Origin of the sequence: Acinetobacter sp. 1000160 (genome assembly GCF_000588715.1) — a bacterium.
Taxonomy (GTDB): Bacteria; Pseudomonadota; Gammaproteobacteria; order Pseudomonadales; family Moraxellaceae; genus Acinetobacter; species Acinetobacter courvalinii.
Genome location: NZ_JFWP02000001.1, coordinates 455,226 through 468,360 on the forward strand (window position 1 = coordinate 455,226; position 13,135 = coordinate 468,360).

At 40.9% G+C, this 13,135-nt stretch carries 10 protein-coding genes; 1 reads left to right on the plus strand and 9 read right to left on the minus strand.

Annotation, left to right across the window (positions count from 1 at the left end; all coding sequences use genetic code 11):
* Window positions 1–2: 2 nt before the first annotated feature.
* The 5 genes from uca to J699_RS16130 form a co-directional block, all read right to left on the minus strand.
* Complete coding sequence (uca, locus tag J699_RS16150) at window positions 3–3,608, minus strand: urea carboxylase (protein ID WP_032882689.1); 3,606 nt, start codon at window positions 3,606–3,608, stop codon at window positions 3–5.
* Between the two features lie 19 nt (window positions 3,609–3,627).
* On the minus strand, window positions 3,628–5,466 hold the full coding sequence (gene atzF / locus J699_RS16145; RefSeq protein WP_032869572.1) for an allophanate hydrolase: 1,839 nt from the start codon (window positions 5,464–5,466) through the stop codon (window positions 3,628–3,630).
* 248 nt (window positions 5,467–5,714) lie between these two features.
* On the minus strand, window positions 5,715–6,071 hold the full coding sequence (locus tag J699_RS16140; RefSeq protein ID WP_032869570.1) for a winged helix-turn-helix domain-containing protein: 357 nt from the start codon (window positions 6,069–6,071) through the stop codon (window positions 5,715–5,717).
* A 59-nt stretch (window positions 6,072–6,130) separates the two neighbouring features.
* Window positions 6,131–7,240, minus strand: a complete 1,110-nt coding sequence (locus J699_RS16135; protein ID WP_032869770.1) for an S-(hydroxymethyl)glutathione dehydrogenase/class III alcohol dehydrogenase — start codon at window positions 7,238–7,240, stop codon at window positions 6,131–6,133.
* Window positions 7,241–7,254: 14 nt separating this feature from the next.
* Window positions 7,255–7,530: a metal/formaldehyde-sensitive transcriptional repressor gene (locus J699_RS16130; protein WP_004653592.1), complete on the minus strand. Its 276-nt coding sequence runs from the start codon at window positions 7,528–7,530 to the stop codon at window positions 7,255–7,257.
* 296 nt (window positions 7,531–7,826) lie between these two features.
* On the opposite strand from J699_RS16130, the gene J699_RS16125 reads away from it, so the two are divergent.
* Window positions 7,827–9,335, plus strand: coding sequence for a phospholipase D family protein (locus J699_RS16125; RefSeq protein WP_032869569.1), 1,509 nt, complete (start codon window positions 7,827–7,829; stop codon window positions 9,333–9,335).
* A gap of 14 nt (window positions 9,336–9,349) precedes the next feature.
* On the opposite strand, the gene J699_RS16120 is transcribed toward J699_RS16125, so the two are convergent.
* The 4 genes from J699_RS16120 to J699_RS16105 form a co-directional block, all read right to left on the minus strand.
* Complete coding sequence (locus J699_RS16120) at window positions 9,350–9,973, minus strand: class I SAM-dependent methyltransferase (RefSeq protein ID WP_032869567.1); 624 nt, start codon at window positions 9,971–9,973, stop codon at window positions 9,350–9,352.
* 19 nt (window positions 9,974–9,992) lie between these two features.
* The gene (locus J699_RS16115) at window positions 9,993–10,583 is read right to left on the minus strand and encodes a uracil-DNA glycosylase family protein (RefSeq protein WP_032869565.1); all 591 of its coding nucleotides are present in this window, start codon (window positions 10,581–10,583) and stop codon (window positions 9,993–9,995) included.
* 302 nt (window positions 10,584–10,885) lie between these two features.
* On the minus strand, window positions 10,886–12,304 hold the full coding sequence (locus tag J699_RS16110) for an iron-containing redox enzyme family protein (RefSeq protein ID WP_032869563.1): 1,419 nt from the start codon (window positions 12,302–12,304) through the stop codon (window positions 10,886–10,888).
* Between the two features lie 145 nt (window positions 12,305–12,449).
* Window positions 12,450–12,926 carry a hypothetical protein gene (locus J699_RS16105; RefSeq protein WP_032869561.1) on the minus strand — a complete coding sequence of 159 codons (477 nt, stop codon included), beginning with the start codon at window positions 12,924–12,926 and terminating at the stop codon, window positions 12,450–12,452.
* Window positions 12,927–13,135: the final 209 nt, after the last annotated feature.

A 13,135-nucleotide genomic window follows, 5' to 3' on the forward strand; every position in this document is an offset into this window, starting at 1 on the left:
CCCTATTCCATATATACCAATGGTTCACCACTGTGTACGGTTTGTCCGGCCCTACAGATAATGGCTTTGACGATGCCATCTTCCTCTGCATAAACTGGCAGTTCCATTTTCATGGCTTCAATAATAGCAATAGTCTCTCCTTTTTTGATCTCTTGGCCATGTTCAACAAAAATTTTCCAGATATTGCCGGTCATTGATGCATTTAAAGCAGAAAGATGGCTGTAATCGACCTGACTGTCTTGTTCTACCTGCTGCTCAGGTTGCACTGCAAACTCTTCTTTCCAGCGACTGACTTCGGTACTAAAGGCCTGTTGCTGCTTCTGTTTAAATGCTGCAATGCTTTCCGCTTCATTCTCCAGGAACTGTATATAGTCAGCATAGTCGAACTCGGTTTCTTCAATCTGAATCTGGGCTCGGCCATTTTCAAAATCAGCACGCCATTGATTGAGTTCGGCTTCAGTGACAGGGAAATATTTAATCTGGTCAAAGAACTGCAAGAACCATTGTTTATCACCAAATTGCTTGTTCTTTTTAAACTTGTTCCAGATCGGCAGCGTTCGCCCAATCAACTGATAACCACCCGGTGAATCCATGCCATAAATACACATGTACATCCCACCAATACCGACGGTACCTTCTGCGGTAAAGGTCCGTGCAGGGTTGTACTTGGAGCTGAGCAAACGATGACGTGGATCGATTGGCACAGCACAAGGTGCTGTTAGATAAACGTCGCCCAAACCCAGGACCAGATAGTTAGCATCAAAAATGACATCTTTGACTTCATCACGATGTGCTAGACCATTAATACGTTGGATAAAATCAACATTATTCGGCAACCACGGTGCTTTGGCGCAGACACTTTCCTGATAGCGCTCCACTGCACCTAAAGTTGCACTGTCTTCAAAAGCCATTGGTAAGTGCACAATACGCGATGGAATCTTAAGCTGGCTTAAATCTCCCATTTGCTCTTCAAGTTTAAGCAATTGTTGAATCAGCTCGGCTTGAGTAATCACCAGACCATCATATTTAATCTGTAGTGAACGAACACCGGGTGACAGTTCTAAAACTCCAGCAAGATTGGCAGCGCGAATCATTTGAATCAATTGGTGCACACGTAAACGTAACGCTAAATCTAAAACGTTTTCACCATATTCGAGCAAGATATAGCTATCTCCAGCTTGGCGATACACCGTTTTTGGCGATAATTCTGTTTGTTCACGTTGTGCCAGAATGGTGGTAAAGACATCTTGAGCTGGCTCAATGGTTTCAATGACTTTGGCAGCGGCAGCAAAGTTCTGGATATTGTCAATTTGCTTACGTTCTAGATCGTTGGCCTGCTCGACTGTAATTGGATAAAAACGGATTTTATCATCGGCTTTCAACTGGCCTACTTTCCATAGTTCTGCTTTGGCAATGGTCACCGGACACACGAAACCACCAAGGCTAGGACCATCTTTTGCTAAAATTACAGGGAAATCGCCGGTAAAGTTGATCGCACCAATTGCATATTCACAATCATGCACGTTGGATGGATGTAGGCCTGCTTCACCGCCATTCTCTCTTGCCCAGCTCGGTGTCGGTCCTGAAAGTCTGACGCCTAAACGGTTTGAGTTAAAGTGAACCGTCCACTCAGAAGCAAAAAATTCTTCCACATATTCAGGTTTAAAGAAATCAGGCGCACCGTGTGGACCATACAGCACTGCAATTTCCCATTCATTGCTATGTTCAGGAATAAGCTCTTTGGATAAGGCTCGAGGCTCATCAATCGCAAGCGGTAATTCCGCACTGGCAAGTTCTGCATCAACCATTTTGATCATGTCACCAACACGTAAAGTACGTCCTGCATGACCACCGAAATTACCCAATGCGAAGGTTGAACGGCTACCCAAATATAGGGGTACATCCAGTCCATCACGCACGGCTAAGTAAGTACGGCAGCCTGATGCCACCTGTCCTATTTTTAAAGTCTGGCCTGCTTTGACCTTAATCGGTTGCCAAAAGGCAATCCGTTGATCATCCAACACGGCAGTACAACTTGCACCTGTTAATGCAATGATGGTATCGGTATGGAACTTCAAGCTTGGTCCCACCAAGGTAAATTCAAACCCCGCGGCTTTTGCGTCATTGCCCACAATGCGATTAGCCAGTTGGAATGCATAATCATCCATAGGACCTGATGGTGGTACACCAATATCCCAATAGCCTGTTCGTCCCGGGTAGTCTTGAATTGAGCTCAATGTACCTGCTTGGATCACTTCAATGACTTTCGGTGAATAATCAAAATTATCGAGCATGCGGGTCCAGATTTGCATGGATTCAAAACGTTGATCTGAGACAATGGCACGGGCATAATCCAGATTGGTGCTGATGCCATTTAAACGCGTTTCAGCCAAAACTGTTTTTAATTTTTCGATTGCAGTATCACGATCTTCAGCATGCACAATAATCTTGGCAATCATTGGATCGAAATACTGGGAAATTTCGGTGCCTGTCTTCACCCAAGTATCCACACGAATGCCTTCTGGGAATGACACTTCGGTGAGCACACCCGGGCTGGGCTGGAAATTTTTAACAGGATCTTCAGCATAGATCCGAACTTCAATTGCAGCACCTTGCGGTTGGATATTGCTGAGATAGTCCCAATCCAATGCATCGCCCGCCGCGACTTTAAGCATGCACTCGATCAGGTCGAGACCTGTCACCATTTCCGTTACCGGATGCTCCACCTGTAAACGGGTATTCACCTCAAGGAAATAAAATTCATCCCGCTTGGCATCATAAATAAACTCAACCGTTCCTGCACTGCGATAATTGACGGAACGACCCAGTTCAACTGCGGCTTGATGGAGCTTTTTACGGGTTGCTTCAGGTAAGTTCGCTGCTGGCGTTTCTTCAACCACTTTTTGGTTACGGCGTTGCAATGAGCAATCGCGCTCACCAAACGCGACTACTTGACCTTTGCCATCGCCAAAAATCTGTACTTCGACATGACGTGCTTGATCAATAAAGCATTCAATAAACACACCTGCATCTTTAAAGAACTGCTCACCAAGGCGTTTTACACTTTCATACGCTTCAGTTAATGCCTGCGGGGAGTCACAACGGGTTAAACCGATCCCGCCACCACCTGCAGTGCTTTTGAGCATGATTGGATAGCCAATCCGTTCAGCAGCTGACAATGCTTCTTCAAGGCTATCAAGTAGTCCTGTGCCCGGTGTCATTGGAACATTCGCCGCCGCAGCCAATTCACGTGCACGATGTTTTAGGCCAAACTCCAGAATCTGTTCTGCAGTTGGGCCCATAAAGGCAATATTATTTTCTTCACAGGCACGAGAAAAATCGGCACTCTCAGACAGGAAACCATAGCCCGGGAAAATCGCTTCTGCCCCAGTTTGTTGAGCAGCTTGAATCAATTTTTCGATACTTAAATAGGTATCGGCAGGGTTTAAGCCTTCCAGTGCAATGGCAATATCGGCATCCTGCACATGTTGCGCATAACGATCGCTGTCGGAATAAACCGCCACACTGGTAATACCTAATTTTTTCAGTGTTCGAATTGCCCGAACAGCAATTTCACCACGGTTTGCAATAAGTACAGTCTTAAACATGATGATTTCCCCCTAAAAATTAATTGGCTGTATTGGCGAGTTGCTGATCTGCTTGACTGTTACGATGCTGGATATATGCTCTCCAGCCGCCAAAATGGCTGATATTCTCGGCATCGCCTAAGCCATAGGGTTCACAGATAAAGCCTTTCACCCAACGGCCATCTTCAAGTTCGACATTGCCCATGCCCAATGGGGTTGGAATTTCTGCCACAAACTCACCGAAGCGTGCTGCAGGTACATCCCAAAGCTCGACAATGATGCTTTGCCCATCTTGCTGGCGAGCCAAACCCGGTTTTGGTGGAACTGTGCCATTCAATGCATACAGTGCATAATCTTGAGAAGTCTTGGTGGTTTCGACATGAACCGCACCACGCGTGGTGAGTTGGAAATTTAATGGCATCCCGGTTAGATGCGCCCCTACAACCGCGACCCGAATATGATGAGGAGACAGTAAAGTTGCTGTATTTGTAGATAAAGGCTTATCTATAGCACCGAGTTTCAGTGCCAGATAGTTCTGCCAGGCTTTGCCGAAGTGCACCAGCGCTGCGTCATGCCAGGCAGGAGCAATCAAGGTGATACCAAATGGTAAATTGTCTGCTCTAAAGCCGGCAGGTAATGCCAAGCCACTTAAATCGGCAAGGTTGGTAAAATTGGTATAAGTCCCGAAATGCGCGTTATATTCAATCGGGTGCTGCTGCATTTGTTCAATGCGATAAATCGTCGGTGACGTTGGCACGATCAAGGCATCAAACTCAGCCAAACTCGTTTGAATTTTTCGGCTTAAGTCCTGCTTTAAATATTCAGCATTGTAGGCATCCACCGCAGAATATTTTTCACCTTGTTGAATGATCTCTAAAACGGTCGGGTCAAAATCAGCCGCATTGGTTTTGAGTAGACTGGCAGCCGCAGTGGTACGCTCTGCCACCCAGGGGCCTTGATAAAGTTGTGCTGCAAGTTGCTCAAAAGCAGAAAAATCAATCGGCGTGATTTCTGCATTTAAACTTTCCAGTAATTGGATGGTATGTTGAAAGGCTTTCTCTGACAGCTCGTCACCAAAGAAGTTCAATTTATCCGGAATGGCAAATTTCAATTTACTGGAAAAACGTGCAGGTACATTTTTCGGGTGCTGACGTGAATAGCTATCGAAAGCATCATAGGCTTCGGCCTGATTCGCCACCAATTCCGCATCAGAAACCGTCAATGCAAAAATAGAAATACAATCAATGCTCTTTACCGCAGGTAATAAACCGCGATTAGAAAAGCGCCCTTTGGTTGGCTTTAAACCGACAATATTATTGAAGGCTGCTGGCACGCGACCTGATCCTGCAGTGTCGGTTCCCAAAGAAAATGGTACCCAACCTCTTGCCACAACACTGGCCGAACCCGAGCTTGAGCCACCACTGACATATTCAGCTTTAAAACTATTTGGCACCGCCCCAAAGGGTGAGCGTGTGCCAACCAGACCTGTGGCAAATTGATCAAGGTTGGTCTTGCCAATGACAATTGCACCAGCCTGTTTCAGTAAACGGACTGTCTCGGCATCTTGCGTAGCCACCGTATTGAGAGCCTTACATGCCGCCGTAGTAACAAAGCCAGCCACATCAATATTGTCTTTGACGGCAAATGGTACACCGTATAACGGAAACTGTTTATGCAGATGGTCAGCATCTTGAGTCAATTGCGTTAATGACTGAATCTGTTGTTCCAATAGTTCTGGGCTGACAACAGAAATCCAGGCAACATCATGAGGATCAATTGCTGCAACCAGTTCTTTTAAAATATCCAGCTGAATTTCTGTGTTTAAATACGCGGCTTGCCATTCAGAAATTGTCCAGCCCAAAGTTTTTAGTTGATGCATTTTATGAATCCTATCTTGTATACAAGTTTGAATAGATAAATGCAGAAACTGTGCCAATTTTATTTTTATATATAAATTAATTACTTAATATCTTATATAAATATGAGTGAACATCTAGGGTTTCGTTGTGGTGCTAAAAAATATCTTGTGCGAATCAATGTGCGCTATAAACCAGCAGATGATTAGAGAGAAAGTTAAGATTAAGGAAATTGTGGAATAAGGCGTATTAATTTTTTATGCTTATCGGATTATTTATTTAATTTTAGAGAGTGTGTTAAATCTTCAAACTCAGTTGCGACAGCCTGAATCGCTTGCTGCTCCATGGTTCTAAATTTTTTAAGTACCTCTTGCCCTAATTCAGTCACCACTGCACCACCACCATGCGTTCCGCCTGTTTGGGTATCGACCAGATGAGAATGAAAGCAATGATTCATGGTGTCCACCAACTGCCATGCACGGCGATAACTCATCTGCATGGATTTTGCCGCTTGGGAAATTGAACCTGTACGCTGGATCGCTTCAAGTAGCTCAGCCTTACCCGGACCGAAAGCAATCTGCTCATCAGATAAGACTCGCACATGTAGCTTTAATTGTGCTTTTGACATTTCATATTACCCAAGATTTGATGATGCATTTCACATCATCAAATCCTATCATTATAAAGTTAGAAATGAATTACCGTGCGAATTGACTTGCCTTCATGCATTAAGTCAAAGGCTTCATTAATATCATCCAATGGCATGGTGTGCGTTACGAATGGTGCCAGCTCAATCTCACCTTTCATTGCATCTTCCACCATTTTTGGTAATTGGCTACGGCCTTTTACACCACCAAAAGCAGTTCCCATCCATTTACGTCCTGTTACCAACTGGAATGGACGGGTTGAGATTTCCTGACCTGCACCTGCAACCCCGATAATCACCGATTGTCCCCAACCACGATGTGCGCATTCCAGTGCAGAGCGCATGACATTGGTGTTGCCGATACATTCAAAAGAATGATCAACGCCCCAACCGGTCATTTCAACAATCACTTGCTGAATCGGCTGTTCATAATCTTTTGGGTTAAGGAAATCAGTTGCACCAAACTGTTTTGCCAATTCAAACTTATCAGGATTGGTATCAATTACAATAATGCGGCCAGCTTTGGCTTGACGTGCGCCTTGTACCACAGCAAGGCCGATACCGCCTAAACCAAACACAGCAACACTGTCGCCCTCTTGCACCTTCGCCGTATTATGTACTGCGCCAATACCAGTGGTCACACCACAACCCAATAAGCAGACTTGTTCATGATTGGCTTCAGGATTGATTTTTGCCAGAGACACTTCTGCAACCACGGTATATTCACTAAAAGTTGAACACCCCATATAGTGATAAATCGGTTGGCCCTGATAAGAGAAACGCGTGGTCCCATCTGGCATCACACCTTTACCTTGGGTGGCACGTACTGCCACGCATAAATTGGTTTTACCCGATTTACAGAATAAGCATTCCTTACATTCAGCGGTATACAGCGGAATCACATGGTCACCCACTGCAACACTGGTCACACCCTCACCAACTTGCACCACAACCCCAGCACCCTCATGACCCAGTACTGCGGGGAAAACACCTTCCGGGTCGTCACCTGATAAAGTGAAAGCGTCAGTATGGCAGACCCCGGTATGGGAAATTTTAATCAGGACTTCCCCTTTCTTGGGTGGTTCAACATCCAGCTCTACGATTTGTAATGGTTCGCCTGCGGCAAAAGCAACGGCTGCACGAGATTTAATCACAATGACACTCCTTACTTTAAATAAGATTTAAGAATTTTACTGACTTGAATGAGCTCTTGACTGCGTTGTAACTCTGAAGATTCGCCAACGACCAAGGTATCTTTTAAATGAATTTCGAGAAGTTCGGTCATCAAACCATTTAATGCGCCACGAACTGCACAGATTTGCTGCAAGATATCAGCACATTCTGTGTCATTTTCCAAAGCACGCTCTACACTTTGAACTTGACCCTGGATTCGTCTTACACGTGTGAGAATCTTTTTTTTATCCTCTAATTGTTTAGGCATAATGTCGACCACATTAAATCTAAAAATATACTATACACCAGTATAGTAATAGAACTCAATGTTTGCTTATTGATAAACTTAAAAGGCTCGCTTTTAAGAAGAATTGAGATAGAAAAATTAAGTTTTTAAAATGATAAAATATTGATTATATTTATTATTACATTTAAACCTTGGAACCCAAAAGCGTTTAGAGATATAACAAAATCAAACATCTATACATTATTGTTGGACTGGCACGCTTGATCAATAAAATCATAAACAATTCATACCATTTTAAAATCATGGCTCTTGTTATTATGTTTGGAATGGGCGGCTGTTCTTTGCCCCCTAATCAGAACCATGATCGGAGTAACTCCTTGAACATTAAAACAAAGTGGATGAATGATCCACAAGCCGATCTTAATATTGAAAACGGTTTAACGGCTTTTTTAGCTTTGGATGATGCCTTTTTAAGTATGGCCTCACGGATGCATTTGATTCGAAATGCCCAGCATCAGCTGGATTTACAATACTATATCTGGAATGATGATGTCATCGGCAACATGATGTTGCATGAATTGCTCAAAGCAGCAGACCGCGGGGTAAAAGTCCGTTTACTGATTGATGATCAGAATGGCATAAAACTAGACAAAACCTTAAAAGCCCTCGCCCGACATCCAAATTTTGAAATCCGTATTTTCAATCCCTATAAGTTTAGACATTTACGTTTTATTGATTATGTATTCAGGCTGAAACAGATTAATCATCGTATGCATAATAAGCTTACCATTGCCGATCATTCGATTGCAGTAACAGGTGGCCGTAATATCAGTAGTGAATACTTTGATGCAGGCGAGCAATTCCAGTTTAGCGATATGGATATTTTATTCTACGGTAAAGCAGTCGATCGCGCAGAACAGGTTTTCGATGAATTCTGGTCCGATCAACTCAGTTATTCAACAGAACAGTTAATGGGTGCTGGTTCACCGCAGCAACTTGAGGATTTAAGAAATAGCTATAAAGCCTTAGATCAGGTTGATACCCCGACCGAAGATAAACTCGAGGCCGCACAAGATTATTTAAAACTTCGCCTACAAAACTATCCGGTGCAATGGGCAAAAGCGCATTTTGTCGCTGATCACCCGAGTAAGGCCTTAGGAAAGGCCAAAAATCAGCAGCTTTTATATGCTCAAGTTCTGAAAATTATGGGTAAACCTGAACAACATATGGAGTTGGTCTCCGCTTATTTTGTACCGACTCAACAAGGAACTGCCTACCTCAATCAACTCTCTAAAGATGGGATAAAAGTACGTGTCCTGACCAATAGTCTAGTAGCTAATGATGTCGCCGTGGTGCACTCTTTTTATAGCCAATACCGAAAACCACTGTTACAAAGTGGTGTACAACTGTATGAGTTTAAACCGAATATTGAACGTAAAAAACGAACCTGGTATGAAATTGCGACTGGGAGCGTAATCCCGGTGAAAGGCAAGAATCGCTCCAGCTTGCATGCCAAATTTTTTGATGTCGATGGCAAGGTGTTTATTGGTTCATTTAACTTTGATCCGCGCTCTGCGCATTTAAACACTGAAGTTGGTTTAGTGGTGGAATCTGATCATTTACAAGACCAGATTACGGCTATGCTGGATCAGCATTTGCTACAAGTGGCCTATCAGCTCAAACTAGATCAAAATGGCAATATTGTCTGGTATGAACATAAGCCAAATGGTGAAGTGGTTGAGCATCATCATGACCCTGAAAGCACCAGATTCCAGCGCTTTACCATGCATGTTGTGTCTTATTTTCCAGTTGAATGGATGATGTAACGAAGCTTGTTTAGTTAAACCCAATTGATCTCAAATAAACATAGCCCTTCTATCTCTAACGGCATCTTGATTTGTGTAAAAGATGCCTGTTCAAGTGCATTCATATGCTCTTGCCTGGTCATATAAAGCTGATCATTCTGCATAGCATGTGCTGCACACAAATGATCACATACTAAATAATGGCCTTGAGGTTTTAACAAGGTTTTTGCGATTTTATGAAAATTGGTTGCATAGCGTTTATGTCGCAACTCGTGTAATGCTTGATGGATAATGATCAGATCATATTGCTGAGTAAAAGTATTTTGCCAGCCAGTCTCTTTAAAATTTCCAACAATATAGGTTGCCCGAGCTCTCTCAGTATTATTAAGTTTTTCTTGTGCCAGCTGATGCATTGCTTCTGAAAAATCAAAAGCGGTATATCGAAGATCAGCAAGTTGTGAGAGCAAATGTTGAGCTAAAAATCCAGGTCCAGAACCAAGTTCCAATACATGACATTGTCCAGACACATGCTGTCTAATTAGATTGACATAATATTCAAAGAAATCCTTTCGCCACGGTCTTTTCACATTCGCCGTTTGTTGCCATTCCAAAGCATCAGCGAAAATTCTTAAATCAATTGGGCTTTCAACATCCTTCATTTATTTCCCTTTTATATAATTAAATTAAACCAATTTGCTTAAAAAATTGCTGATATACCTCTGCTTTCTTTTCCAGTGCTAAAGGATATGCGCGTGATGACGACGGTAAACGATATAAATTCAACTCCCGATCGAGATGTTGAACCTGTACAGATTGACCAATCAGCGGTTTGATCGGCTGATTGGGAAAATGCTGCATCAATGTATCGGTGGCCTTATCTCCCGTGGTCATGATGGTATGACACAGGGGAATCTGTTTAAGTAACTTTGATAAATCTGTCGGTGTGACAATTTCTAAAAATTTATCTGAAGCATTCCCTTGTAAGCGTTTTATCTGATATGCCGTATCAAATATTCCGACACCAATCTGAGTCAGAAAATCCCGGATCAGTTGCTGTTTAAAGTTTTTATTAGGTAAATCTAAAAAATGATTTTTATCTTGAAAGAAAATTAAACCAAATATCCGCCACATATCGTTCTGATAATTAGGATAGTAAAAATTCATCTTCCAGCGGCTTTGGGGCGGCGGAAAACTACCGAGCATCAATAGTTTGGTATTGGAAGGTAAAAACGGTTGTAATGGATGTGTTTCTATTTCTATATCAGTCATTTATATCAATAGCCAAATTTTAAATTGAGTGAATCATTTTGTTTATTTTATAGAATTTTCCAGTTTTTTGCTCGGTTCTTTTGTTGGTGAAAATTTCGCCTTAACAAAATTTTAACAATATCTTTTTCTTCTTTGAGCTTTCTATTTGCCGATTTGACAGAGTTAATTACACTGAAACTACTGCATTTCAGGCACATAAATATCTCACTAAAAATAAGAAGCTGCTTTTCTAGTTATAAGAATAAACCAGCTTACGTAAGTACTATGCTGGTTTATTCTTAATGATTTATATCAGACCAGAATTAAGCAAAAGAAGCTGTTAAAGCCGGAAAAAGTGACAGAGTAAATTGTCTAGTTCCCCACAAACCAGCTTGCGTATTATGGATATGAGGTGCCAGATAAGGTATTAACATATTCATACGCTTTTGAAAATCCGCCTCATTATCATAAGATTTCTTAAGAAAAGTCAGTTCAAAATCAAACGTATTTTCTAAGTTCTCTTGAATAACATTTCCGTGATTAGGTTGCCGATTCCATCCCTTAAGATTCGTTGTACAAGTGTTATCTGAACCTTGAATCCAATCATAGATCATCTGTTTTTCAGGATAACTGAAAACACCAAACATCTTACCGCGATCATCATCAATCAGTTTCCAAAAGCGGCTTTCCTGCACGTCCTCGCCTAACTTAATCCAGTTTTTACGAATCAAAGCGTCTAAAAAGGCGACTACACTTTCATCATCCCGCAACCATTCATTAATATGGCGATTTTCTATGCGACATTTATCACCATGAATAAAGCGGCCTACTTTAGCTTTTTTAATTAAAATCTTTTCGACATTGTTGCGAAGATCAAGATTTTTTATGATCTCGTTAGAACCAATACCTATATCATTTAGGTAGTATCCAATTTTTACACGGCGAAGAAATTCTTCTTTATCCTGGTAGCATTCGGCAACTTTAAATACACCTTGCAAGGCTTTTTGAGCGTGGCCATTATCAAAATTATCAATCGTAATATGCAAATTAAAATAGTGTGAATCAATGCCCAGCTCTTTCAATTCATAATTACTGACGAGTAAATGTAATGGAAGCTGCTCATAACCTAAATTGAAACCTAAAATTTCTGGTATATATTCAGCTGGTGCATAGGCCAATGCAAGTTGTACTGCTGCCTGAATATAATGTTCATCACTCAAAAAATTCTCAAAATCATTTAATTCCAGCTGATCCAGCAATTGCTGATAAAGACAAACATGATTGAGTGTTGGTGAACCAGTCCCTAGTTCGTCTAAATAGATCGAAATAGCTTCACTATACAGTGGATTTTGCCAGTATTTACATAAACTATATAACCAGGATCCATCGACCATTTTTGTCGGGCTAATTTTGATTAAAAATTCTAGCGCTTCACCAACATTGGCAAAATATTCACGCCCTCCTTTTTGTTTTCTACGCTCCAGATAAGCCTGAAATGATTCACACGCCTGAATGTTCTTGTTCTTAAGCCAGGACCCTAAATCCTCTAACTTTTCAGGAAATTTATGTTCATCAATGTGTCGAGCTTGCATAAACCGGTGTAAGCAAATTTCAGCAAAGTTTTCCTTTTCAACTGTATCCCGCCCATGCTCATTAAAAAATCTGACGATTTCTCTATGAGATAATGCCATGCTTTTCTGATGATTCGGCTTTCGTACTGGTTGCATTGTTGTAGTAACCATATCTTATTATCTCTTTTACTGCACTTTATTAAGAGAAACGCATTTACTTGTCTTTTTAAACAAATGTTATGTTATCTCTAAGTTAAGAATGCATAAAAAATCTGAGTATGATAACCATTTCTTACATTTCAATATTTTGTCATCTTTAAGAAAGATTATTTTTTTTGAAATCTGCACTGTCAAAATATGAAACGATTTCCTTATAGGCATTGCTAATATTATTTTTGCCAAATATTTCATGATCCTCAACTTGTCGTAAATTTCTTTTACCTTTAAATGTAAACGTAAAGTCTTCAGGTATATTTTTATATAAAGGAGGAAGTTTCTTATCTCCACCCTCTGTCATTTTTTCTATAAATCCAGCCAACCAAAGTATAAATTCCCCTTTATTTTTGTAATTAGGAATTAAACTCAGATCAAACTCAGACTCTCTCTGCTGAGCTTTTATAAGTCCTTGCTCCATATCAATAAAATTTACTAGGAGTTTGAGCTCTGTATCTTTTAGAACCTTTCTTAATCCCTTAAAAATTAAATTAACTAGTTCTTGAGAATCATAAGTAAAAAATTGTTTTTCCTCAAGAAAATTATACAGCTTGTCAGCTATGCGTAGGTATTGTGCCATTCTTATTATCCTAAAGTTTTAACTTATTCAAATTAAAGTATGACTTTTCAAGTATTAATAAATGTAACGGTTTAAGTGTTGTATGTTTTTCCCATAGTATTAATGTAAGTAATAAAAAATATAAATCACATTATTTTTATATTGTGTGATGAGTTAAATATAATGTAGGCTAAAAAATAATAAAATATTACAACTACTTTTTAATGTTT